Source organism: Lujinxingia litoralis (assembly GCF_003260125.1).
Classification (GTDB): Bacteria; Myxococcota_A; Bradymonadia; order Bradymonadales; family Bradymonadaceae; genus Lujinxingia; species Lujinxingia litoralis.
In genome coordinates, this window is record NZ_QHKO01000009.1 from 120,970 (window position 1) to 146,227 (window position 25,258).

Below are 25,258 nucleotides of genomic sequence, written 5' to 3' on the forward strand. Positions count from 1 at the left end.
TACACGCCAGACCGGGTCTCCCCATGCTTCTGTGGAAACAAATCGGCCTCTACATCGCTCTGCTCACCCTGGTCGGGGTGGGCATGCTGGCCTTCAACGGCCTCTACATCGCGGCGACGTTGATGCTGATCACCGGCGCGCTGGCCTTTGGCGTGACCCGACGCGCGCTCGCCAGCCTGAGCGAGATCACCGCGCTCATCGAGTCGGTCGCCGAGGGCAACCTGCGGGCCTCTCGCCTGGAGATCGACGCCGGTGGCGAGCTCCAGCGCCTGGCCTCCGGCACCAACCGGATGCTCGAACAGCTCAATTCGCTCTCGCGTCAGGCCGATGAACTCGCCGCCGGGCGCATCGGTGTGATCGAGCTCGAATCCCAGATCCTGCGCTCGGGCCGCCTGGCCGACGCCGATCTCCCCACCCAACGGGGCTCGGGCAAACTCGGCGAGAGCTTCACCAGCCTGAGCAACCAGATGCGCCGGCTCACCATTCAGGCCCGTGTCATCAGCCAGGATAACCTGCACTCCCCGCTCCTCGACGAGCGCATCCCCGGGGAACTCGGCGACGCCTTCTGGGCCATGGTCAAGAACCTGCGCCAGCTCGCCGACCGCGCCCATCACATCGCCGAGGGCGACCTGACCTCCTCGACCGCCGAGGGCCAGGGCGACCTCAACTCGGCCTTTAACCAGATGGTGAACAGCCTCAATGAGCTGGTGCGCGACATCGTCTCCACCGCGCTGCACGTCTCCACCGCTGCCGAAGAGATCCTGGTGGTGCTGCGCGACCAGGAGCTCGCCGCCTCACACCAGGCCTCCGGCGTCGAAGAGACCCAGCGCACCATGGAGACGCTGCTCTCCTCGGCGAGAAAGATCGCCGAGAGCGCCCAGACCGTCTTCAAATCGGCCGAAAAGACTCAGGCCAACAACCGCACGGTGGGCGAACGCATCGGGGAGCTCAAATCGCATACCGTGCGCATCACCGAGATTCTGGAGGTCATCAAGGCCATCGCCGACCGCTCCGACCTGCTCGCGCTCAACGCCAGCCTGGAAGGCATGCGCGCCGGCGAAGCCGGCAAGGGCTTTACCCTGGTCGCCGCCGAGATGCGCCGCCTGGCCGAAAACATCAAAGAGTCGGTCAGCGACATCAAACTCCTGGTCAGCGACATCCGCGAATCCTCGCTGGCCAGCGTCATGGCCACCGAAGAGGGCTCCCGGCTCTCGGAGCGCACCACCGAGACCTCACTGAAGATCTCTCTGATCACCCAGCAGCAGCAGTCGGGCACCGAGCAGGTCACCCAGTCGATGGACGAGCTCTCTCACCTGATCAACCAGGGCGTCGCCGGCACTCGCCAGGTGACCACGGCCGCCCGCGAGCTGCACCGGGCCTCGGAGGGGTTGCGCCACATCGTCGAGAAGTTCCGGGTCCACCAGGACGAGGCCGAGAGCGCGCGCGCCGCGGCAACCATCCGGCGCAAGGCCTCGGGCACCGTCCCGGGCCGGGTCACCTCACCAGTGAGCGCGCTGGAGCGCCCCACAGACCCCGCGCCCCCGGCGGTGGTCGACCGCTCTCTTGAGTTCCCGGTAGCCGACCGCTCCACCGAATTTGAGACGGCCCGCCCCCGGCGCCGCCCCGGGCGCAACCAACACGTCACCCCGGTGGGCTTCAACGGCAACCTGATCGCCGACCTCGGCGCGCCTCGCCGCCCCGCCACCGACGCCACCTCCTCGGCGGAGCCCCCGACCGTGGAGTTCTCCGCGGCCCTGGCCGAAGACGACGCCCTGCTCCAGGACCTGCTCCAGGCCCGGGAGCAGGCCGCCCACCCGCAGGACGACGCGGCCCAGAATGCGCCCGCCGACGCCAGCTCCGAGCGCCCGGCCAGCGATGTCTCCCGGGAGTTCGACAGCATCGCTCGCCAGATCGCCGGTGATCAGGAGTCGGAGCCCTCATGAGCTTTGGCGCGCTGATTGAAAAGTTTCGCTCGGTGGCCCTGGAGCGCCTGGAGCGGATGAACGCGGTCCTGGTCGCCCTGGAGCGCGCTCCCGAGGACCCCGACGCCGTCGAGGAGCTCCTGAGGGAGATCCACACTCTCAAAGGCGAAGCCAAAATGATGGGCTTTGCCGACGTGAATCTGGTCGCCCACCAGACCGAGCACCTCTTGCTCGACGACCCCACCGGCGCAGCGATCACCGCCCCGGTGCGGGTGGAGCTAATCTTTGAGGGGCTCGATCTGATGCGCGCGCTGATGACCAAATCAGCCGGTAACGCCACCCAGCGCCTGGACCTCTCGGGCTTTGTCGACCGCGTCGGTGTCCTGCGCGAAGGAGGCGGCCCCCCCCCGACCGCTTCTCCCGAGCCGGTGGCTCCCGAAGCTCTTGAGGTGGATTCCTCCCCGACGCCCGAGCCCGCCGTCGCCGCTCCACCGCGCGCCGCGAGCGCCGCGCCCGCGCCCGCCACTGCGGCGCCCGTGGCGACCTCCCAACCCTCGCAGCCCACCCGCACGCGCATCGGCGCCGGCGACGATCGCGAGCTGGAGTCGGGCGCCTTGCGCATCCAGACCACCGCCAACCTGCGGGTCGACGTTGAGAAACTCGAGCGCCTGGGAGAACTCGCCGGCGAAGCGCTCCTGATGAGCCGACGCCTGGGCTACCGCCTCGGCGAGCTCCACGCCATCCGCCAGGACCTCCGGGTGATGCTCTCGCAGCTGGAGGGGCAGCTTCCCAAGAGCCACACCCTGGCGCTGCGCAACCTCAACCACCGTCTCGATGCCTGCGAAACCGCCCTGCGCGAAGAGAGCTACCAGGTCAACGTGCGCGCCTCCCAGATCGACGACCAGACCCGCTACATGCGCCACGTGCCCCTGGCCCAGGTCCTGAGTCACTACCCGCGCGCGGTCCGCGATCTGGCCCAGTCTCAGGGCAAACGCGTGCGCCTCATCGACACCTTTGGACATGTCGAAGTCGACCGCGCCATCCTCTCCGCCCTCTCCGAACCCCTGCTCCACCTGGTCCGCAACGCGGTGGACCACGGCCTGGAAACCCCCGAAGAACGCGCCCGCGCCGGCAAAGAACCCGAGGCCGAGATCGAACTGAGCGCCGAGTACGTCGGCGACTCCATCCGCGTGGTCCTCTCCGACGACGGCCGCGGCATCGATCCGGCCTTCATCCGCACCCGGGCTATCGAACGTGGCCTGCTTACTCCCGACGCCGCCGAGCGCCTCTCCGACCAGGAGGCCATCGCGCTGATCTTCGAAAACGGCTTCTCCACCCGCGACTCCGTCAACGATGTCAGCGGCCGCGGCATCGGCATGGACGTGGTCCGACGCCAGATCTCCAAGATCGGCGGGTTCATCGAGATCGAGAGCGAAGTCGGCCGCGGCACCACCTTCACGCTGCACCTCCCGGTGACCACCGCGGTCAACTCCGTGCTGGTCTTCACCCTTGGCGAGCGCTCTTTCGCGCTGACGGCCAAGGATGTCGAGCGCGTCATCGACGTCAAGCGCCAGGAGCTGCGCCGGGTCCACGGCGCGATCTGCGTCCCGGTCGGCGAACGCCTCATCCCCCTCCTCGACTGGACCTCGGCACTCGGGCTGGCCGAACGCGGCCAGCCCCCGGAGCGCTTCAGCGTGCTCCTGGTACGCAAGGGCGCCCGCCGCGTCGCCGTCTGGATTGACCGGGTCCTGGGCGAACGCGAGGCCATCAGCCGCCCGCTGGGCGACTTTCTGGCCGGGGTACGCCTGTGCCGGGGCGTCGCGCTGACCGACTCCGGCGATGTGGTGCCGCTGCTCAACGTCGTCGACCTGATGGAGCGCAGCGAACACGACTCGCGCTTCGATCTCGAAAAGCCGCGCCGCGAACGCTCCTTCACCGCCGTGCAGGGCACCCGGGCGCTGGATATCCGCACCATCCTGGTGGTCGAAGACAGCGAGGTTACCCGCGCGCTCGTCTCCTCGATTCTGCGCACCGAAGGCTACCGGGTGTTGGAGGCCGACGACGGCCATTACGGCCTGGAGATGCTGGGCCGCCACCGGGTGGACCTGGTCCTCTCCGACGTGCAGATGCCCACCATGGACGGCCTGGAACTCTTGCGGCGCATTCGCGCCTCCGAGGAGTTTGCTCGCCTCCCGGTGGTGATCCTCACCACCCTGGGCGAACCGGCCGATAAGGAGCGGGCGATGCGCCTGGGCGCCAATGGCTACCTGGTCAAACTCGACTTCCAGGAGAAAACCCTCCTGGAAACGGTGCGCCGCTTCCTCTAGGCCGCCCGGCCCCTCCCCCTTTCTGTAAGAAAAAAGGCCCGGCAGCCACACGCTGCCGGGCCTTGTCGGTCAGGCGCTCTGCATCCGCAATGCGTCGCGACAACGCGCCGCCGCGCGCTCGGCCTCCGGAGAGCGCGGCGCACGCTCCAGATACCCCAGCGCCTCGTCCCATTCCCCCATCTCGGTAGCGCTGACGCCCAGAATGCCCCACACCCGATCGAGCATCTTCTGGGGCATCGTCCCCGAGGCCCGCATCTGGTGGCAGAGGCGGTAGGCCTCTCGCCAGTCCTCATCGGCCAGGGCGGCCTCGGCCTCGACCAGCAGCTCCTGATGAAAGTCCGAGGCCCGGGACTGGCTACGCGTGCTGCGTCGTCCCACCAGCGACTGACCGTTCTGCAGCATGGTCATGCAGTTCATCACCACCATCACCGCGAAAAACCCGATCAGCAGGCTCCGGAACATCAAAAAGGCCACGATCGCCGCCGGGATCGCCACAAAAATGCTCACCGTCAGCGTCGTCCGCCGCGCGTACTCCTCGTCTTTAAAGCGCCGAAGCAGCAGATGAAAGAGCTGCCCGCCGTCGAGAGGCCACATCGGCACGAGCAGGTTCACCAGGCTCCAGACGATGTTCACGTAGAGCAGCGCGATGACAAAGGTCACCATCACCCCCGAGCTGTAGACCAGCGTCGGGGCCAGGAGCGTCACCAGGTAAACCAGGCCCCCAAAGAGCAGGCCGGCGGCCGGTCCGGCGAACACCACTCTGGCGTCCTGCCCGTCGGTGTCGGCCTCCCGCTCCATCGTGCAGAGCCCGCCAAAACCGTGCAGCAGCACCGAGGGCCCCAGGCCGTAGCGCTGCGCCACCAACGCGTGACCGAACTCGTGAACCAGCAGCGAAATCGTCACCGCCAGCGCCCACATCAGCCCCGCCACCACCGAGCCCCCGGTGAACGCCGGGAAGACGACAAGCATCGCCATCAAGAGCCCGTACCATGGCGAGGCCGACACTCTGATGTTGCGCCAGGTGAACAGATGAAAACCGGATTGCTCAAAAAACATCGCTCACGGACCTCGTAGCGTAGGGAATGGTGTCGCTCAGCGCTCGCGCCGCCGAGATAGACGCACGCCGACCCACCGGGGAGAACCCACCACATCCGGGGCGATCTTCCGCACCTCCACCGTGGCCTCCTCCACCTGCGGGTGGCGCTCCAGCGTCAAACGCACGATCTCGCCAGCCAACTTCTCGACCAGATGGCGGCTGGGCCCCCGGGCCACCTCGACCACGATCTCGGCCAGGCGGCGGTAGTCCAGCGTCTGCGCCAGCGCATCGGAGTCGGCGGCCATCTCATCGCGTAGCTCGACCTCCAGATCGACCTCGAAGTGCCGGCCATCGCGGCGCTCCTCCTCGTAGACCCCGTGTTTGCCGTCAAACGCGATGCCGCGCGCGAACACTCGCATAGCTTCCTCGTAACAGGCTTAAAACAAACGCGCCGGCGACCTCTCGGCCGCCGGCGCGCGCATCACCTCCGCTGCGCCTTAGCTGGCGGCGGCCTCTTTGCGCATGCAGCACGACTTGTACTTCTTGCCGCTGCCGCAGGGACAGGGATCGTTTCGTCCCACCTGCGGAAGCTCCGGCTTGGGCCGGGCTTCCTGGGCGGCGGCCTCCCCGCTGACCCCGGGGCGGTTAAACACGATCTTGCTCGGCACCTGGGCCGCCGGAGCCTGGCGAGGCTGCAGCGACTCGGGCTGCTCCACCTCGAACTTCGAGACGAACTCCACCACGTTCGTCTTGATGTTCATCATCAGCTCCACAAAGAGGTTGAAACCCTCTTTCTTGTACTCCTGCTTGGGATCCTTCTGGGCGTAGCCGCGCATGCCAATCCCATCGCGCAGCTGCTCCATGGCCTGTAGGTGCTGACGCCAGTAACGGTCGATGGCACGCAGGTAACGGTTCTGAATCTGCTCCTCAAAGAGCTGACGACCACTGACCTTGTCCTCATCTTCCGTCGAGGTGTCGGCAGCCTGCTCCTGACGCAGCTGCTCGCGGCGCTCGTTGACCCGGTTGGCGATCTCATCGAGCATCGCCTCCTTGGTGCCAATCATCGCTTCGATGCGCGACCACACCCGGGCCTCAATGGCGTCGCGACCGGTGATGTCGCTGAAGTCGATCTCCATATTGAAGACCTGCTCCAGCGCCATGGAGAGCCCCTCCAGATCCCAGTCGTCATGACGCACCTGACGCGAGGCGTAGGTCTCGATCGTCGCCAGCGCCACCTCTTCAAAAAGATCCAGCGTCATCGGCAGCAGCCCGCGCCCGTCTTCGTCGTGGCCCTGCAGCACGTTGCGACGCATCGTGTAGATGGTCTTGCGCTGGGTATCCATGACGTCGTCGTACTCCAGCACGTTCTTGCGGATATCGAAGTTACGCCCCTCGACCTTCTTCTGGGCGTTCTCGATGCTGCGCGTGACCATGCGGTGCTCAATCGGCACGCCCTCTTCCATCTTGAGCGTGTCCATGATCTTGGCGATGCGATCGGCACCGAAGAGACGCAAGAGGTCGTCGTCCAGCGAGAGGAAGAAGCGGCTCTCCCCCGGGTCGCCCTGGCGGCCGGCGCGACCGCGGAGCTGGTTGTCGATGCGCCGCGATTCGTGACGCTCGGTCCCGATGATGAAGAGGCCCCCGTTGTCCAGGACCTCCTGCTTCTCCTTGGCGCACTGCTCTTTGAAGCGGGCCAGCGTCTCCTTGTACTCCGGGGTGAAGAACTGCTCGCGCTCGTTCTCCGGCGTGAACTCCGGCACATCCGGCTCCCCGACCAGATCGTCGGCCATGGCCTCCGGGTTGCCCCCCAACAGAATGTCGGTACCGCGACCGGCCATGTTGGTGGCGATCGTCACCCGACCCTTGCGACCGGCCTGCGCCACGATCTCGGCTTCGCGCTCGTGATACTTGGCGTTGAGAACCTCGTGCTTGATGCCCTTGCGCTTGAGTACCTGAGCCAGCGCCTCACTCTTCTCGACCGAGGTCGTCCCCACCAGCACCGGCTGGTCGCGCTTGTTGCACTCGACGATCTGCTCGACGATCGCGTTAAACTTCTCGCGGTAGCTGCGGTAGATCACGTCTTCCTGATCCAGACGCTGGATCGGCCGGTTGGTGGGGATGACCACGCACTCCAGACCGTAGATCTCGTGGAACTCCTCGGCCTCGGTCTCGGCGGTACCGGTCATGCCCGAGAGCTTGTCGTACATGCGGAAGTAGTTCTGGAAGGTGACCGTGGCGAGCGTCTGGTTCTCGTCCTTGATCTCCACGCCTTCCTTGGCCTCCACCGCCTGGTGGAGACCATCCGACCAACGCCGCCCCTCCATCTTACGACCCGTGAACTCGTCGACGATCTTCACCTCGCCATCCTCGACGATGTACTGCTCGCCCTTCTTATAAAGGGTGTGCGCCTGGAGCGCCTTGTTGACGTGGTGCACCGTCTCAATGTGCACCGGATCGTAGAGGTTATCGATCCCCAGACGCGCCTCGACCTTCTCCACCCCGCTGTCGGTCAGCGAGGCCGAGCGGTGCTCCTCATCGACCAGGTAATCCTCGTCGCGCTTGAGGTAGGGCACGATCTTGTTGATCTCAAAGTACATCTCGGTCGACATGTTGGCCTTCCCACTGATGATCAGCGGGGTACGGGCCTCATCGATAAGAATGGAGTCGACCTCATCCACGATCGCGAAGCGAAGCGGGCGCTGGACGTAATCCTCCAGGCGGAACTTCATGTTGTCGCGCAGGTAGTCGAACCCAAACTCGTTGTTGGTGCCGTAGGTGATGTCGGCCGCGTAGGCTCGTTTGCGGGCCGCGTCGCTCATATCGCTGACGATCGTGCCCACGCTCATGCCCATGTAGCTGTAGAGCTTGCCCATCCAGGCCGCGTCACGCTGGGCCAGGTAATCGTTGACCGTGATCAGGTGAGCACCCTTGCCCTCGAGCGCGTTGAGGTAGAGCGCAAGCGTGGCGACCAGGGTCTTACCCTCACCGGTCTTCATCTCGGCGATCTTGCCCTCGTGCATGACCATCGAGCCGATCATCTGCACATCGTAGTGGCGCATGCCCAGGGCGCGCTTACCGGCCTCGCGGGTCACGGCAAAGGAGTCGAAGAGCAGCTCATCGAGCGAGGCCCCCTGGTCCAGACGCTGGCGCAACACGCCGGTCTGGCCCTTGAGCTCATCTTCACCCATCGCCGCGTACTTCGACTCCAGGTTGTTGATCTGCGCGACCCTGGCACGAGCCTCTTTGATGTAACGCTCGTTGGCCGACCCGAATAGACTTGTGAGTAGCTTCTTCATAGGGATGAGTTCCGCTTCGCGCGCGATGCCACGTGGGCAATTTCGTCAGTCCGATAATCGGTGCATGGCATAGCAGACAATCGCGACCACGCCAACGCCCGCGATCCCGGGCCATTGCGCTCTAAGGTCTGCCCCTGCGTGTTCGCGGCAACAACAGCCGGGCTTACGCCTCCTATTCCATCCCCTCTACGCAGACGCCGCTCCTGGGGGGAGCATCTCCTCGCCACAGACGCCCCCGAATCAGGCCGCTACGAGGATCGCGATCCTCTCCCCAGAGTTTTCCACAGAGTTTTTCACAGATCGCCAGATTCTTGTGAAGATCGCTCGCCGATCGCCCCCACCTCCGCGCCATGTCGCCCCAATCAAAACGCAAAACACCAACAAAACAAGCACCTTACACCCACACACACCACCCCCAACGGGGAGTTCCCGACAGGAACCCCGGCTCTTCACAGGCCTGTGGAAAACCCGGGGAGGAGCTGTGGGAAACTCCCCCCGAAGCTCTGGAAAACCCACAGACCACAGGCCACCAGGCCCCCGAAATATGAGGTGATCACGCAACACCGCGGCCCGGGCCCCGACAACAGAGGAGCCGAAGCCAAAAGCGCGGGCCGGTATCAGAGCCCGCAAATCACTGTCAAGGAGCGGGGGCAATGCGCAGACTCCGGGCCTGGATCCACACTCACACCTCCCTCAGCGCTGCGGCCGCCGCCGCGGCCGCGCTGATGAGCGCCGCCCTGCTTGCCCTCGACCCGACCCTCGGAGAGTGCCTGGTGCTGGCCGCTCTCCCGGCCCCCGGCGCCCTGGCCGTAGCCTGGCTCAGCCCCCGGATTCCGTGGCGACTGCCCCTGGGCGTGGCCGCGGCCGCGGCCACCCTGCTCTGCCTGAGCTTTGCGTATCAACAGGCTGAGCGGGCGGCCCGCGCCCCGGCCCGGGACTGGATCGGCGAAGAGCGCCACGAACTGGAAGTGCACCTGGAGTTGACCTCCGGGCCGCTGCCCCAGGCCCGGGGCTACACCTACGACGCGCGCCTGCTCGGCAGTGACGTCGACGCGCTCAACGCCCTGCTGCCCGCGCGCCCCCCGAAGGTGCGCCTCTTCTACCCCCATGACCACCACCCGGCGGGCGCCTCCCTGCCCCGGGCCGGCGACCGCCTCCGGGCCTGGGCGCGCCTGCGCCGCTTTGCCCCGGGCTCCCGGCCCGGGGAGCGCCCGGCCCGCCAACTCATGGAGCGACGGAGCTACCTGGCCTCGGTGACCCTGCGCGAGCCCCCGCAGCTCCAGGAGCCCCAGCAGCCGGCGCCCACCCTGCGCCTGGCCCGCGCCTTAAGCGATCGCCGCCTGGCCCTGGAGCGCCGCGTGGCCACCCACCTTCAGGGCGACGCGCTGGCGGTGACCTGGGCCATGCTCACCGCCAGCCGGGGACTGATTCGCCCGGAGTTTCGCGCCCCCTTCGATCAGACCTCCACCAGCCATGTGCTGGCGATCTCCGGACTGCATTTCGGCGTCATCGCCGCGCTGATCACCTTCGCACTGCGTCTCCTCCTCGATCCCCTGGCTCGTCTCTATTGCTGGGTCCCTCGCCAGCGTCTGCTGGTGGTCCCCTCGCTCCTCTGCCTGCTGGCCTACCTGGTCGCCATCGGCGCGCCCATCTCCGCACAGCGCGCCTTTTTAATGGTTGCCCTGGCCTCAATGACCCTCCTGATCGCTCGCCGGCTCCGACCCACCTCGGTGCTCTGGACCGTGGCCGCCGCCCTCCTGATTCACAGCCCTCACCTGCTCGTCGAGGTGGGATTTCAACTCTCGATGGCCGCCACCGCCGGCATCCTGCTCTTCTATCAGGGGCGTCCCGCCTGGCTGCGGCCCCCTCAGGGACCCGACGCCCACCAGGAAAGCCGCCGCAGCCGTCGGCTGCGCGCGCTCGGCCTCTTTGTCGGCGTCTCCACCGCGGCGTCGGTGGCGACGCTGCCCCCCCTTATCGCCCTGAGCGCGGAGCTGCCGGTGAGCGGGTTCTGGACCAACCTGATCGTGATCCCGCTGGTCGGCTCACTGATCTTCCCGCTGATGGTGGCCGGCGCGCTGCTCACCTCGATCTACGAGCCGGTGGCCGGAGTGCTTCTGAACCTGGCGGGCTCCCTCTTTTTGGGCCTCCACCACGCGCTGCACCAGGTCGCCGACTGGCCCCTCAACGAGCTGCGTCTGGGAACGCCTTCCCCCCTGGAGTGGGGCGCGATGTGGGTGGCCTGCGCCCTGGCCGTGGCCGGAGGATTGCGCCTGCGGCCCTGCCTCATCGCCCTGCTGATCTGGGCCCTGGGCGCCACCCCGACGTGGATCCACGGCCATCTGGTAGACTCCCCCACCCTCAAGGTACACATGATCGACGTCGGTCAGGGCGACGCCACGCTTATCGAGATGCCCGGCGGTCAGACCCTGCTCATCGACGCCGGCGGCAGCCCCCACGGCCCCGACCCCGGGCTGCAACGGGTTGCCCCCTACCTGCGCGCCCTGGGAGTGCGCCACCTCGACGCCCTGATCCTCACCCACGCCGACCTGGACCACTACGGCGGCATCAACGCCTTGATGCGCCCCTTTAAACCCCGCATCTTCATCGCTCGCCAGCGCCCCGACCACGCTCCCACTCACCGCCTGGCCCACCAGGCCGCTCTCCAGGGCGCCTACCTTCCCCGGCTCCCCGCCACCCTCACCATTAGCGACGGCCACGCCACCCTCACCCTCCTCTCCCCACCGGACGAGATGCCCTCGGAGAACGACCGCAGCCTGGTCGCCATCCTCACCTACGCCGGCGCCACCCTCACCCTGACCGGCGACCTCGAAGAGGCCGGGGAGCGCTGGCTCCTCTCCCGCGCCTCCGAGCTGAGCCTGCCCTCCGTCGTCTACAAAGCCGGCCACCACGGCTCCCGCACCTCCTCCTCCCCGGAGCTTCTAAACCTCTTACAACCCCGCATTGCCCTGGTCTCCGTCGGCCGCCCCAGCCCCTTTGGCCACCCTCACACCGAGGTCCTGGAGCGCTTTCAAGCCCGCAACATCCAGGTCTTCCGCACCGACCACCACGGCAGCACCCGGTTGGAGGTGGAGCACGACGGCACCCTGCGAATCATTCCCACCCGCTGGCCCTGGGACCAACGTTGAAGCGAAACCGACAGTGACCGCAGACCGAAACCAACCGAAAAAACCCGAAAAAACCCGACCGGACGGGGAAAACCGACCGAGAGATGCGCATCGTCCAGTGTTTATGCGGAATTCCGGGACATCCCGACCCGCCAGATCCGCCTGAAAAACCGACCGAGAGATGCGCATCGTCCAGTGTTTATGCGGAATTCCGGGACATCCCGACCCGCCAGATCCGCCTGAAAAACCGACCGAGAGATGCGCATCGTCCACGGTGTGATGTCAACGCCGACGGCGCAGCATGACCAGACCAAGGGCACCGGCCACAATTAGCAGCGCCGAGCTCGGGGTGTATCCGCGTCCGGAAAACCGACCGAGAGATGCGCATCGTCCAGTGTTTATGCGGGAAAACCGACCGAGAGATGCGCATCGCCCAGTGTTTATGCGGAGTTCCGGACATCCCGACCCGCTAGCTCTGTGCCGAAACTGACCGAGAGAAGCGCATACGCCGGCGCTTATGCGGCACTACCAGTTCATATACCCCTGGAAAACCGACCGAGAGATGCGCATCGCCCAGTGTTTATGCGGAGTTCCGGACATCCCGACCCGCTAGCTCTGTGCCGAAACTGACCGAGAGAAGCGCATACGCCGGCGCTTATGCGGCACTACCCGGAAAACCGACCGAAAACCGACCGATGCGGAAAACCGACCGAGAGATGCGCATCGCCCAGTGTTTATGCGAAATTCCGGGACATCCCGACCCGCTAGCTCTGTGCCGAAACTGACCGAGAGAAGCGCATACGCCGGCGCTTATGCGGCACTACCAGTTCATATACCCCTCCCAAGCCCTCCATACACCGCATGGCCAGCGAACTCTTGGCTAACAGCACGTTCGAGCCCCGCAACGCACAGATTTTTCCAGCAATACGTTGCATGCACTGCCCCGGACACCTCTCATACGAGCCCAATACGCCACTGCGCCCGACCGCGCAGACAGAGCCCGGCGCCCAACACGTCTTTGACACGTTTTAAGAATCCCCCCGATATCACGTGGCTTAGGCGCTACATCGTGGCGGCCAGCCCGGCCTCATGAGTATCAGGCGCGCGGCATTTAACGGGAGCGTTGCGCCGCAGCCAGACTGTGCCACACGGAAACACAACTCCTTTTTTCCCTTTTAACCATCGCTCTCGCTCCCGCGCATAGGCATTGAAAAACGCCCGTTCCCGCGCGATCGCAGCCGACAGAATCGCCGGGTCCTGTGACGCGAAGCGAGGACTCATTTGTCCCATCGGAGCCGGTGTGGAGGGGTGACTCGTTGGGCGAACGGCCAACACGCGCTTCACGCCAACCAGACGCTTCTTACAGCGGCGTCTTTCGGCCCGAATCTCGTCTTCCGCCTCTTTCAGAAGGCCCTCAAAATGTGCGCGGACCTCACTCAACGACATATCCTCATATCCCGGTGGAGGTTGAGGCGTGAATTCTATGAACTCCGGGGAGCGCCTACCGTAGAAAGCCCCCGGTCTGGGAACCTTGACAGGCTTTCCCCAGTCACGAGGCAGAATCTTGAATCCGGGCCAGTCTTCAGCTCGCTCCACAAGCCCGGCCCGCACCGGGTTAAGCCAGGTGTAGAGCAACTTTCTCTCCTGAGCCTGGCGCTCCAGCAGCACCGTGTCGCAATAGGGTCTATCATCCCAGAAGTAGCTTCGCCGGCCGAGATCCGCGTTTCGCGCCCGAGCAATGCCGCTTAACGCGTCACGCATGAAATCGCTGCGCCGACCTCGGGCGTCAGTCACGATGAGATGTGGGTGATTGGACATTACCATCACCGCGTGGATGGCAACTCCATGACGCTGCCCGGCACGCGCGAACTCATACGCAGCAATGGCATTAATCGTGGTATCGGGGCGCAGAAAGAAACGTCGCTCAAAACAGCGACGAGTCAGCATCACAACCTGATCCTTGAGGTGCCGCCGGGGGCGAGTCATTGCATGTCTCCAGACGAAGGTGATGAATACTGCCTGGAGTATTATCGGCGGCTGGAGAGAAACGTTGCCTGGGAGGAGCGAGAATCTATGCGAAAGAGCACAGCAAACTCGCGTTCACCCGCATACCTGCTAGAGATGGTCCTTCTCTCGGTCGGAAACCTCCGAAACCTCCCGGTCGGAAACCTCCGAAACCTCCCGGTCGAACCTCCCGGTCGGAAACCTCCAAGAGCACAGTAAACTCGCGTTTACCCGCATACCTGCTGGAGATGGTCCTTCTCTCGGTCGGAAACCTCGTAACCTCGGAAACCTCTGGGAAACCTCCCGGTCGGAAACCTCCAAGAGCACAGTAAACTCGCGTTTACCCGCATACATGCTGGAGATGGTCCTTCTCTCGGGTCGGAAACCTCCCGGTCGGAAACCTCCCGGTCCGGAAACCTCCCGGTCGGCGCACCACCACCCCCTGGCTGCGGTCATTCCACACTCCAGCGGTGCCGCCTCTCCCCCTCCATAAAAAAAGCCCGCTGCGGCCCCGCTCAATCGTCGGGCCACAGCGGGCGATTCATACCTTTAACCCTTGCTGAAGAAGACGGGGTGAAGGCAGCGCTATAAACACATCAGCTCGGATCGAGCATCCGCCCCATAAAGAGGATCGTCGAGGTGCCGTGGTCGTAGACCGCGTAGTAGAAGGGGCGATCAAAGCGCACGCTGGGCGGGTTCTCCGGAATTGAGGAATCCGTGCCCGCCATGATCACCGCGGTGGCCGCAGCCGCCTCGGTGCCTTCCTCGTCGACGCTCACAAAGCTCTTGTGCAGAATCTCCGAGATGGAGAGCGAGCTCCCCGGGATGCAGGGCTCCGAGCCGTTGATGCCACCAAAATCCGCCTCGCAGAATTCGAAGGCATCCTCCATTCCCAGCTCCTTCAAGGGACCGACCAGAGAGTAGTCGCCCTCACTCTCAAAGCGCGGCAGGAAGACCTCGCCATCCCGTGTGCCTCGCACAGCTGCTGCCATCGCATCGAAGTCTTCGCGGGCCATCGCCTGCTCCCACGCCTCGAAATCGGCGCTGGCATCAGCGGGCATCCACAGAATCATCGACGCCTCATCGCCCACGTAGGGAAGCGAGGCCGCCACCGTGCTCTCGTCTTCGTAAAACCCGAACTCCGCCGCCTGCTTCATCATGGGCACGTTGACCTGACTTTCGTCGAGCAACGTGAACGCTGCGTCTTCGGTCAGATCTTCGTTAAACGCGTTCAACCAACTGCCATAGAAATAAATCGCGTTGACCAGCACCAGGCGAGTCTCTGCGCTGAGCGCCACGTCGGACAAAAGGTCTTTGATACGTTCGTTGGTCTGATCTTCAACCCACTGATTGATCTCCCGACGAATGGCTTCCGTGGCGCCCGCGAAGTCCACAAGCCGCATCTCCGCGCCGTAATGAAGCGCAAGCAGATCGAGGAAGTCCGACTCAAAACTAAAGCCCTGCTGCCCCCAGGTCTGATTGACCACGTTGAGCACCAGGGGCTCCCCGCCGCTCTCCTCGGAGGGCTCGTACTCCGAGCGGCTGGCCAGCTCCTGGTCGAGCAGGTTGAACGCCGGGTGCAGATCCTCATCCGGGAGCGTAAAGCGCAGCACCTCAGCCATCTCCGCCTTCGTGTTGGCTTCGGCTCCCCCGTAGGTCATTGCCAGCGCCAGCGAAATGGAGTGCGGCGAGACAAAAATGTTCTCACCGGCCTCCGCCTCCTCACGCAGCTGCACGAAGAGGTTGAACGCGAAGTCACGGTTGTCGGCAGCGAGCTGCTCCTGAACCGATACGTCGACCTCCGGAGCCATGATGCGGCTGAGCTCGCTGCGTACCACATCACCCGGCCCCTCCGGCTCGGGGCTGGTGTTGGGTTGCTCGTCGAGTTGGGAGCAGGCCGCAAGACTTATGGCCAGCCCGGCGGTCAACAGGTTGCGAGAGAGAGATCGAATCATACGAGGTCCTCATCGTTGGGGCGCATCAGTCGCGCATTCAGGTGTACGTTCTCTCACCCAGCACCCCCCGTGCCAGAGTAAAAAGAGCGCCCGAAAGGGCGCCTTTTTAATTTAATTTCAGCAAACTTTAAGCTCCCTACGATCAAAAACCCTGGTTCCACGCAGAGACGGCCTCAAATTTCTGAGACTTTCTTCGTCAGAACGTCATGTTTTTACGAGAATCGATCACCACCTCCCGCACCTCCTCGCCAACCTGAACGCGGTGCGGGGTGTGCGCGATCTTTTGATGATCGCGCACCTGCCCCACCGCCCCGCCGGCGCCCTCCTCCCACTCCGCCGGACGGATCGTCATCTGCATCAAGGGCACCTCCAGCAGGCCTGCCTCATCGAGTTGGCCCTCAAAGACACGCTCCCCGTCGACATCGTCGATCTGCACGGGCGCACCGGCCTCCCCCTCCAACCTCAGCGTGTAGGCCACGCTGTAATAGCTTCGCTTGCTGGTCCGACGCCACCATACATCATCGACGGCCGCGCCCCCTTCAAAGACCGGGTCGATGAGCAGATGATCATAGCTCTCATAGCCCCCGTCGAAGATGAAGGTCGCAAAGTCCGGGTGGTCTCCCACCTTCTCAAAACGCGGGTTGATGAAGGTATGGCGGTTGCCCCGGCCGTACGAATCCCCAAAACGCACCAGCGCCACATTCGAGCGCAGGTGGTTGTCGATGTAGTACGTCGGCTCATGAGCGGGCCGGGTATCATGCACGCCCTGCGTAACAACCGGAGCGGCATCAAGCGTGACCTCATCCACCGCGCGGATGTCGATGAGGTTCCCGTCGCAATGCGTCTCGGTGATGGTGGCGTCGCTAAACAGCTCGGTGCCCCGCATGATCCCTCCGCCCCGCGCGCGCCCCACAATCACGTTGTCGCGATAGGCCAGATTATGGCGCACCTGCCCGCCGCCTCCGTAGTTGGTGATGCGAAAGCCGTTGAGCGAGTCCATATCGCCCCAGCTCTCAAAGTAGCGACGGCTCTCGGTGCTCACGCCCTCCATCTGCACCAGGTTCTGAGCCACCTCCAGATCCAGATGCGCCCAGCTCACGGCGATGGAGTGGTAGCCGCTCATAAACACCTTGTTGCGCAGCACCTCCCCGGCCACCGTATCGGGCGCCGAGTGCGGCTGAATGGCAAAGGAGTTGGTCGACCAGCTGTCGACGTAGATCTCGTTGTCGGTGATGGTATTGGCCTGGCGAAGCCCGTTCTGACGGGTGCGCAGCACCAGGTTATGGTGGAGCGCGTAGGCGTTAGGCCGGGCGTGGTTCGCGTTGGTGTCCGTGATCTGCAGCGGGCGCCCTCCGCCGGAGCCGTGACGGTTGGTGATCACGTAGCCCCGATCTTTAAGGCGGTTGTGATGAACCTCCACCTCACTCTCGGGATAGCGAAGATGAACGGCGTGAATCTGGGCGGCCTGGTAGGCGATCTCCAGCCCGGCAAGCTCCACATCGCTCACCCCGGAGAGGTAGACGGCATGAAGCCCCCCGCTGGATGAAGCGCCGGAGTTGCCCACACCGCCCTCGATGATGCGCCCGTTGAACACGCGCACCCCGCTGACCTCGTTGCTGCGCACCCACACGCCGCTTGCCGCCTGGTCGGCATGCCCGGCGTCGGTGGCATCAATGCTCCCCTGACCGTAGGTGATCGTGTGGCCATTGAGATCGAGCGTGATGTCGCTGGCCGCGATCTGCACCACCGCGCTCTGCGCTCCGCTCAAATCTTCGGTAAGCAGGTAGGTCGCCCCACTCTGTTCGAGACGATAAGGCGGCCCCTCCAGGTTGCCCGGAAGCTCAATCAGCTCGCCGGCTGGCGCCGGATCGGCCGTCTGAAGTTCATGCACCACCGAGGCGATCGTCTCGCCGGCGACATCGCGGCCCACCCAGCGAACATAGATGGTCGTGTCGGCCGGCAGCTCCCGAAGATGGTGCATCTGCAAAAAGGTCGGTCGCTCCGAAGGCTCGGTACGCTCATCCAGCGCATCGGCCGAGGTGCCCCACTCCACCCAGCCGATGACAGGACGGGTGGTCTCAAAGGCGATGGTCGCCGAGTTTCGCGAGGCGTAATGCCAGGCGCCACCCGCCACAAAGTTCACCGCATCGCCCGTGCTCGCTTCGAGCAGTGGCTGGTTGAACGGACCAAAATGCGTGAGCGCGAACTCGTTAAACACCTCATAGAAAGCGTCCGGATCGAAGCCATCGGCCAGGGTGTCTTTATCGAGCGCCTGGTACGCCCGGCGCGCCGCGTCGCGCCGGGCGTCATCGATCGCCAGCGGCGCCTCCGACCACACCTCGGCCACAAGCCCACCGGGGCGCTGCGGGTCGTCGCCGCTAGCGTCAACGTCTCCCCCATCACTGTTGGCGTCACGCTCACCACCATCCATCACACCGTCATCCGGCGCTTCTGAGACATCCTCCTCGACGCCGACATCTCCCGTGCCCCGGCGTGCCTCATCGGTGCTCTCGCTTCCACACCCGCTCACCAGAGACGCCAGCACCACCACCCTCACCGCACATCGTATCCACGCACGCATGCCTCCTCCTCCACATCACCCAACATCCCCGTTCACAAGGTCTTGAACTGCCCTGATGGTAGAGTGGAAGCACTCCCCCTCCAAGGCGATGATTGCAACACTTCGTGTCGCGATTCCCCGCACGCTGCAACGACTTCGACCGCCCCACGGTCACCTCCAGATTCGTTCACAACCCCTTGAACATGTTTCAACCTGGCACTCATGTTCACGCTCCACGTACGACCACACATGTCTCGACCGACCGCATGCCACAACAACTTCAGCTGACCCACGGTCATGTTCATCGATGTTCAAGCATTCTTGAACAACACCAATTCATAAGCACCAACATGCCCCTACGGCCCTGTGTGCGCACCACGCCTCGTGGCGATGGACCGCACCAGGCAACGACTTCATCCATCCCTCGGACCTTCAACGACCGAGCTCCATGCGCCTGATTTGCAACGGTTGTAACAAAGAGTTTGAGACCTGCGGCGCATCGCCTCACTCCCGATCTGCCGGCCCGGCGAGGTCGTTCACGCTCCGCGCTACGCCCACATTCTTTCGTTGGTTCTCCGGGCCACGTTTGACCGCCTTGTCTAAAACCTTCATGGTGCGCCCAGGTTAGACTTCCTTTCCTTCCCACCCCCGAACCCATCCTTTGAGCACTTCCCGCTCGACCGATCTTGACGCGCCCGACACCGCGTCCTTCGCCACCCTCCCCATCGAAGCGCACTGGCTGGAGACCCTCGACCAGCTCGGGTACCGGCAGATGACCGCGATCCAGGCGGCCACCCTTCCGCTGACCCTGCGCGGTCAAGATGTGGATATGGTCCTTCTCTCGGCAACCTCCCCCACTCGGCAACCTCCCTCACCGAGCTCCCCCCGGAACAGCCACGCTCCCCCAAAACCGGGGAGCGCGGCACCCTACCCGGCGACACTCACCGGTGTTCCGGAGCGCTCACATAGAGCGACGTCTTCGGGGACTGGACCTGCGCCTGATAGCGTTCAAACTGAATCAACACATCGGCAATGATCTGTGCCTTCGACATCCCCATGACATCGTAGCCCTGACTGCCGTCGCTGAAGAAGGTTCGCGCTTCGTGCAGCAACTCGCCCTGCACCAGGGTGTCGACCGTGAAGGAGGGGAGGCGCCGGCTGGAGTGCTGAACGCCGTAGATAAAGTCGCGAATCTCATGGGCCGGGACGATCAGGCGAACCCCCGGCTCCTCGTCATCGGCGACAAAGCGGGCAGCGTATCCCTGACTCATAAACTCGTCGGCCAGCTCCCGCAGGGCGACGACAACGGTGTCATAGATATAGCCATCGACCTCTTTGGGGGTCGGCGTCGACAGGAGCCTGCTGAGACGGCGCTGCCAGGTGAGCCCCACCCCGGGAGTCGCCAGGGGGATGTTGCGGGTGCTCTTTTCGCTCGCCAGATCCGCGCTCATGCCTCGGTAGAGCCCCCAGCACAGCAGGATCATCACAATGGCAAAGGGCAAGGCCCCGGCGATCGTTGCGGCCTGCAGCGCGGCGAGCCCCCCGGTGTAGAGCAAGATCGCAGCGATGAGCCCGGCTAAGGCACACCAAAAGATCCGCTGCCCCTTCCAGGTGTTCGTTTCTCCGCCGGCGGCGATCGTATCGACGACCAGCGCTCCGGAGTCCGAGGAGGTCACGAAGAAGACGACGATCAGCGCCACCGCAAGGGTCGCCGTAACCGTGGAAAAGGGCAGGTATTCAAAGAACCGAAACAACCCCACGGAGACGTCTTCCAGCACCGCCCGGGAGAGCGCTCCCTGCGCTTCTGTACGATCGATGAGGATGGCGGAATTGCCAAAGACGGTCATCCACAGAAACGTGAATCCTGCCGGAATGAAGAGAATCGCAAACACGAATTCGCGAACCGTGCGCCCCCGGGACACCCGCGCCAAAAACATCCCGACAAAGGGAGACCAGGAAATCCACCAGGCCCAGTAAAAAAGCGTCCAGGAGTTGATCCACTTCCGGGGTTCATACGCATAGATATTGAGCGATTTGCGCAAAAACTGATCGAGATAAATGCCCAGATTCTGCACAAAGGCATTCATCAGATGAGACGTGGGCCCCAGGGTAAGCACAAAGATCATCAGGCTCACGGCCAGGATCAGGTTGAGCTCACTTAACCGGCGCACTCCCCGACCGAGACCGGTGACCACCGATAGCGTGGCCACCGCTGTGATCGAGGCGATCAGGGCGACCTGGACAAAAATGGATACGGGTATCCCGACCAGCACATGGAGGCCCGAGTTGATCTGGAGAACGCCAAATCCCAGGGAGGTCGCGATGCCAAAGAGGGTGCCCACAATCGCAAAAATATCGACCAGATTGCCGATAGCCCCCTCGATGCGCTCTTTAAAGATCGGATAGAGCCCGGAGCGAATGGTCAGCGGGAGATTGTAGCGATAGCTAAAGTAGCCCAGCGAGAGACCGACCACCGCATAGATGGCCCAGGCGTGGATCCCCCAATGAACGAACGTGGCGGTCATCGCTTCCCGCTGCGCGGCCACCGAAAAAGGAGCAGCCTCGGGAGGTAAGGCAAAGTGGGTAAGCGGTTCGCCGACAGCAAAAAACATCAGCCCAATGCCCATCCCGGCGGCAAAGAGCATGGCCACCCAGGACAGAAAAGGAAAATCGGGCACGCTATCGTCAGGCCCCAACTTTATCTTACCAAAACGACTCAGCCCCAGGTGGAGTACAAACACCAAAAAGAACGTGACGGAAAGGATATAAAACCAGCCAAAGCGGCTCAGGATTTCGGATTGAATGACGTTAAAGGTTCGCTCCGCTGCTTCTGGAGCGACCACACCAATGAGAAGGAACATTGCGATGAGTGCCAGGGAACCTATCGAGACCGGGCGGTTGAGGGTCAGTTTGCTCATAACGACTTTGTTACTCCGAAAAGAAAACGCCAACGCAGGGGCCAGGTCACTGTTCACGCGGGTGTGCCGAGACGACGAAGCCTCGCCGGGATGTTCTCGTAAGTCCCTTCGTCCACGTCGTCAGGCTCGCCCGCACCGAGCCCCGAGGCCCAAAACCTAAGGGAGATAGGGGATTTATCCCAGAAGCAATGTCCGCAGCGGCGAGCCCGGACCCTCCAGCCCCAGAAACCGGGCGGACAGTTTGTCTGGAGCGGCCTTCCTCCCCCATCGATCCCCGCTTGCAGGTCAGAATGGGGCCCTCTACGCTCGCCATCCCTTCCCATATCACCGGCCTCCTGCCGGACCCGGGGCTTCTAATTTCGGCGCCAACTCAATCGGCGGATCTGACGTATGCACATGCCAACCTCCCCGACCTCTTCACTCCTCACCCTCCTCACCGCGCTGACCCTCCTCACCGCCTTCGGCTGTGACTCCGGCTGCAAATCCAACTCGGGTGCCGCTAAACTCGCCAGCTACTTTCCGGCCGACACCGAAGCCGCGTTTGTCGTCCCCAACCTCGGCCAGGCGCTCCTCGCCATCGACGCCTCCCTCAACTCCGAGGCCCTCGACGTCCCCACCCGGCGCCGCCAGCAGGTCCGCCTCCAAGAACTCGCGGCCTCCTTCACCGAACACGCCTCCTTCGACCCCACCGACCCCGAGGCCTGGGCCGCCCGCGGCCTCAAGCTCGACGGCGCGCTCTTCGGCGGCATGGTCCAGGGCGCCCCCATCCTCTGCGCCCCGGTCAGCGACGCCCCGAAATTCGACGTCTTTATGATCGACACCGTCGGCCCCGCCCTCGAGCCCTCCCCCGCCGCCGGCCACCGCGAAGAACGCGTCGCAGATCACACCATCCACGCCTATGGCGAGTCCTTCGCCTGGACGCACCGCAAAGGCTCGGCCTGCGCCACCTCCACCGCCAACCTGGCGGACCCCAACGCCGAGCGCATCCCCACCACCATCCTCGCAAACTTCCTCAAGGGACCCGGCGACGCCCCCCTCTCCAAACTCGCCGCCTACCAACATTTTGAGAAAGAAGCCCTGGCCCAAAGCCTCTTCGGACTCTTTCTCCCGGCCACCCCCGCGCTCGCCAGGAACTCCCTGTGGTCCGCCTTTGTCCCCGAGGAGGGCACCGAGGCCTTCGACGCATTTTTTAAAGAAACGACCGGCATCGGCACCACCCTGAGCATCCAAAACGACATCCTGCGCTGGCGTCTCTGGATAGGCGCCAATACGTCAGCATCTGGTGAAGCCGGCACCTCCCCCCTCTCCGTCGCCGAACACACCCTCCCCTGGGCCCGCTTCGCCACCGACGAGACCCTGCTCGCCGCCCGCACCTCGATGCGCCCCGACGACCTCTGGCGGTACAGCCGCGAAGATCTCACCGAGGAAGACCGCCGGCGCCTCGACGAGCTCTTTGAGTCGGTGCGCGAAATCACCGACTACCACCTCGACATCAAAGAAGACCTCATCGACAACCTCAGCGGCCAGCTGGGCCTTTTTGTCTACCGCGGCGACGAACCCGTCGAGGGTATTCTGGGCTTCATGACCGCCCTCAAAGAGCTGCGCGCCCTGGCCATCATCCAGTTCGTCGACGCCCAAAAACTCGAGGCGCTGCACACCCGCATGCTCCGCCTCATCAGCGAACGCCCCTTCATCAACCTCAAAGAGCGCCCGCTGCGCCAGAGCGACGGCACTGACGCCCCCGATATCACCCTGGTCAAACACGCCCTCCTCCCCATCACCATCTACCGCCACGGCCAGCTCCTCATCTTCGCCACCAACGCGCTCAGCGAAAACGAGGTCGCCGCCTACCTCCGCGGCCAACGCGCCGCCCCGCCCCTCTCCCCCAAGACCTCCCCCCTGGGCGCTCCCTTCGCCTCCGCCGACCACCTCAACGCGGTGTTCGCCCGCGGCGAAGTCACGGGCTTTCTGGACCACCTCGCGGACTACCACGATTACATCCCCAGTGACGTCGAGGAGACCTCCGCCCGCATGGATGCGCTTAAGCACGGCGCCGTGCTCGACCTGAACCTCTACCCGGCCGGCGCCGCGATCCTGGAAGTGGGAGCGCGAGCGATGGGGGTGGTGGGGGGCAGTGTGGAGTTTGGGGGGGAGTAGGAGGGAGGTGATGACGAGGTGCGGTGAGTGGCGAGGAAGGGGCGTCTTCCCTCAGTCGAACGATCAATGCCCGATTCACTTCGGAGGCTCTCGTGAAGCGCAAAAAACAACCTGAGCATCTTTTCAGCAAAAGCGCCCCCACCCGCATAAACACTGCTCCTGGTCCTTCTCTCGGTCGGTCTTTCCCGATGGAGGTGGTGGCGGGCAGTGTGGAGTTTGGGGGGGAGTAGGAGGGAGGTGATGACGAGGTGCGGTGAGCGGCGAGGAAGGGGCGTCTTCCCTCAGTCGAACGTTCAATGCCCGATTCACTTCGGGGGCTCTCGTGAAGCGCAAAAAACGACCTGAGCATCTTTTCAGCAAAATCGCCCCCACCCGCATAAACACTGCTCCTGGTCCTTCTCTCGGTCGGTTTTTTCGTCGTAAACACTGCTCCTGGTTCTTCTCTCGGTCGGTCTTTCCCGCTCCCACCCTCCTGACCTCCCCCCTAAACCGGTCCTCCACCCATTTTCCTCGCCCTCACCTCCCCCTAAACCGGTCCTTGTGTGCCATCCTGTCACACTCACCTCCCCCCTAAACCGGTCCACTTGCGCCAACCTGTCACACTTACCTCCCCCTAAACCGGTGAACATGTGCCATCCTGTCACACTCACCTCCCCCCCACGCCGGTCGCTGACCGGTTTCGCTGAGGGTCGAAGTGCTTTTCCCAAAATCACCGACCCTCCCAGCCGACCCGACACCCCACCGCCAGCCCCACTCCCCCTGATTAAAAAAATCGCCAGCCACGTCGTCCGGGGGCAGGAACGCGCGTGGCTGGCGAGGTGTCGTCGCTCTGGCGAGGTGTCGTCGCTCTGGCGAGGTGGTCGTGCGCGGGGGATCAGGCCATCGTCGGCTCCGGCTGCGGCTCCGCCTCCCCGGCTCCGGGCTCCGCTCCCTCCACAATCTCCTCGCCAGTCTCCGGGTTGACGTCGGTCGGCGAACGGTGACGGCTGTAGGCCTGGGCGACGCGCTCCTGCTGGTCGAGGAGCGGCTCCAGGATCCGCGCACGCAGCGCGGCGCTGGACGCGTCGCCAGCGTCGAGGTGGTAGAGAATGCCGATGAGCACGCTGCAGGTGACCTCATGGAGCTGATGGCGCGCAGCCCGCACCTGGTCAAAACTCACGCCGGGATCCCGGTCGCGGTCGAGCTCCGCCTTAAACTCGCCAGTCAGCCGCCGCAGACGCTCCACGGCCCGGCCGAGGCCCAGCGCGTCGACGTGTTGGGAAAAGCGCTCGTCGAGCCTGACGAGCATGGCGTCGATCTGCCCCTCCTGCACCTCGAAGGCCTGCTGGGTGATGGCGGCGACGCCCTGACCAAAGAAGGTGCGATGAAGCTCGCGGGCCATCTCCACCTCCGGCGCTCCCTCATCGCCGACCATCTGGGCCTTGATGCTGCCCTCCAGCGCGGAGAGCTGCGCATCGATCTGGTTGTCGATAAGCGCCGCCTGACCGCGGGCTTTGGTGACGTTGGCCCGGGCCGTGGACCATGACAACTCCAGGGCCAGCGTGTGCTCGGAGAGCTTGAGCGCCTGCTCAAGGCGCTCCTCCAGGCCGGGGAGCGAGGCGTCCTTGACCCGAGCGCGCATCAGGCGAAGCGCGCGGGCGTAGCGCCCCGTCGGCATGCGGCGAAGGTTCATAAAGTCTGCGTTTTCCATGTCGTTTCTCCATGCGTCGACGACAACGGCGCCCTCAAGCAGCCGCGCGTCACATCAATGAATGCCTCGCTGCACCTGCAGCAAAGCGCCCCGGACGAAACGCAGATCCCCCTACGACGGTACGACATGGAGCTGACGGATCTGGTGTGCGTGAGCGCTAAGGTAGCCCGGTGAAGCGGTGGGGTGTCAAGGGGGAGGAGGGTTCGGTCAGGCTACTTTTCTGAGCCGATGCGGGGCCCCACACAGAGGCACCGTGGATGTAATT

Annotated in this window: 12 protein-coding genes; 4 read left to right on the forward strand and 8 right to left on the reverse strand. The window is 64.2% G+C overall.

The genetic code is table 11. The annotated features are described in order from the left end of the window. Window positions 1–23 precede the first annotated feature (23 nt). Both DL240_RS16380 and DL240_RS16385 read left to right on the forward strand, forming a co-directional pair. Window positions 24–1,943, forward strand: coding sequence for a methyl-accepting chemotaxis protein (locus tag DL240_RS16380; RefSeq protein WP_111730975.1), 1,920 nt, complete (start codon window positions 24–26; stop codon window positions 1,941–1,943). After that, the gene (locus DL240_RS16385) at window positions 1,940–4,249 is read left to right on the forward strand and encodes a hybrid sensor histidine kinase/response regulator (protein ID WP_111730976.1); all 2,310 of its coding nucleotides are present in this window, start codon (window positions 1,940–1,942) and stop codon (window positions 4,247–4,249) included. The genes DL240_RS16380 and DL240_RS16385 overlap by 4 nt, the downstream gene beginning before the upstream one ends. Before the next feature lie 69 nt (window positions 4,250–4,318). Here the strand turns inward: DL240_RS16385 and DL240_RS16390 are convergent, their stop codons facing one another. The 3 genes from DL240_RS16390 to secA form a co-directional block, all read right to left on the reverse strand. Then, window positions 4,319–5,224: a site-2 protease family protein gene (locus DL240_RS16390; protein WP_146618360.1), complete on the reverse strand. Its 906-nt coding sequence runs from the start codon at window positions 5,222–5,224 to the stop codon at window positions 4,319–4,321. Window positions 5,225–5,341: 117 nt separating this feature from the next. Then, window positions 5,342–5,704, reverse strand: coding sequence for a dihydroneopterin aldolase (gene folB / locus DL240_RS16395; RefSeq protein WP_111730978.1), 363 nt, complete (start codon window positions 5,702–5,704; stop codon window positions 5,342–5,344). Window positions 5,705–5,782: 78 nt separating this feature from the next. Next, window positions 5,783–8,581 (reverse strand): preprotein translocase subunit SecA, encoded by a 2,799-nt coding sequence (secA, locus tag DL240_RS16400; RefSeq protein ID WP_111730979.1) that lies wholly within the window; start codon window positions 8,579–8,581, stop codon window positions 5,783–5,785. Between the two features lie 653 nt (window positions 8,582–9,234). Here secA and DL240_RS16405 point away from each other — a divergent pair. Next, window positions 9,235–11,730 carry a DNA internalization-related competence protein ComEC/Rec2 gene (locus DL240_RS16405; protein WP_111730980.1) on the forward strand — a complete coding sequence of 832 codons (2,496 nt, stop codon included), beginning with the start codon at window positions 9,235–9,237 and terminating at the stop codon, window positions 11,728–11,730. A gap of 1,041 nt (window positions 11,731–12,771) precedes the next feature. On the opposite strand, the gene DL240_RS16410 is transcribed toward DL240_RS16405, so the two are convergent. From DL240_RS16410 to DL240_RS16425, 4 genes are all read right to left on the reverse strand, one after another. Further along, entirely contained in the window at window positions 12,772–13,695 is a 924-nt protein-coding gene (locus DL240_RS16410; protein ID WP_111730981.1) for a hypothetical protein, read from the reverse strand. Window positions 13,696–14,309: 614 nt separating this feature from the next. Next, window positions 14,310–15,668 (reverse strand): serpin family protein, encoded by a 1,359-nt coding sequence (locus DL240_RS16415; RefSeq protein WP_111730982.1) that lies wholly within the window; start codon window positions 15,666–15,668, stop codon window positions 14,310–14,312. 196 nt (window positions 15,669–15,864) lie between these two features. Then, window positions 15,865–18,249 (reverse strand): hypothetical protein, encoded by a 2,385-nt coding sequence (locus DL240_RS16420; protein ID WP_146618362.1) that lies wholly within the window; start codon window positions 18,247–18,249, stop codon window positions 15,865–15,867. A gap of 920 nt (window positions 18,250–19,169) precedes the next feature. After that, complete coding sequence (locus DL240_RS16425; RefSeq protein ID WP_111730984.1) at window positions 19,170–21,146, reverse strand: BCCT family transporter; 1,977 nt, start codon at window positions 21,144–21,146, stop codon at window positions 19,170–19,172. Between the two features lie 390 nt (window positions 21,147–21,536). Here DL240_RS16425 and DL240_RS16430 point away from each other — a divergent pair, with 390 nt between their 5' ends. Continuing rightward, window positions 21,537–23,303 carry a hypothetical protein gene (locus tag DL240_RS16430; RefSeq protein ID WP_111730985.1) on the forward strand — a complete coding sequence of 589 codons (1,767 nt, stop codon included), beginning with the start codon at window positions 21,537–21,539 and terminating at the stop codon, window positions 23,301–23,303. A gap of 874 nt (window positions 23,304–24,177) precedes the next feature. Here the strand turns inward: DL240_RS16430 and DL240_RS16435 are convergent. Further along, a complete protein-coding gene (locus DL240_RS16435; protein ID WP_111730986.1) occupies window positions 24,178–24,993 on the reverse strand; it encodes a hypothetical protein in 816 nt (271 codons plus the stop codon). Window positions 24,994–25,258 lie beyond the last annotated feature (265 nt).

What these genes read in the sequence shown, in the direction of transcription:
- DL240_RS16380 (WP_111730975.1), top strand. Translation starts at nt 24, where the DNA reads ATGCTTCTGTGGAAACAAATCGGCCTCTACATCGCTCTGCTCACCCTG.
- DL240_RS16385 (WP_111730976.1), top strand. Translation starts at nt 1,940, where the DNA reads ATGAGCTTTGGCGCGCTGATTGAAAAGTTTCGCTCGGTGGCCCTGGAG.
- DL240_RS16390 (WP_146618360.1), bottom strand. Translation starts at nt 5,224, where the DNA reads ATGGCGATGCTTGTCGTCTTCCCGGCGTTCACCGGGGGCTCGGTGGTG.
- folB (WP_111730978.1), bottom strand. Translation starts at nt 5,704, where the DNA reads ATGCGAGTGTTCGCGCGCGGCATCGCGTTTGACGGCAAACACGGGGTC.
- secA (WP_111730979.1), bottom strand. Translation starts at nt 8,581, where the DNA reads ATGAAGAAGCTACTCACAAGTCTATTCGGGTCGGCCAACGAGCGTTAC.
- DL240_RS16405 (WP_111730980.1), top strand. Translation starts at nt 9,235, where the DNA reads ATGCGCAGACTCCGGGCCTGGATCCACACTCACACCTCCCTCAGCGCT.
- DL240_RS16410 (WP_111730981.1), bottom strand. Translation starts at nt 13,695, where the DNA reads ATGACTCGCCCCCGGCGGCACCTCAAGGATCAGGTTGTGATGCTGACT.
- DL240_RS16415 (WP_111730982.1), bottom strand. Translation starts at nt 15,668, where the DNA reads ATGATTCGATCTCTCTCTCGCAACCTGTTGACCGCCGGGCTGGCCATA.
- DL240_RS16420 (WP_146618362.1), bottom strand. Translation starts at nt 18,249, where the DNA reads ATGCGTGCGTGGATACGATGTGCGGTGAGGGTGGTGGTGCTGGCGTCT.
- DL240_RS16425 (WP_111730984.1), bottom strand. Translation starts at nt 21,146, where the DNA reads ATGAGCAAACTGACCCTCAACCGCCCGGTCTCGATAGGTTCCCTGGCA.
- DL240_RS16430 (WP_111730985.1), top strand. Translation starts at nt 21,537, where the DNA reads ATGCACATGCCAACCTCCCCGACCTCTTCACTCCTCACCCTCCTCACC.
- DL240_RS16435 (WP_111730986.1), bottom strand. Translation starts at nt 24,993, where the DNA reads ATGGAAAACGCAGACTTTATGAACCTTCGCCGCATGCCGACGGGGCGC.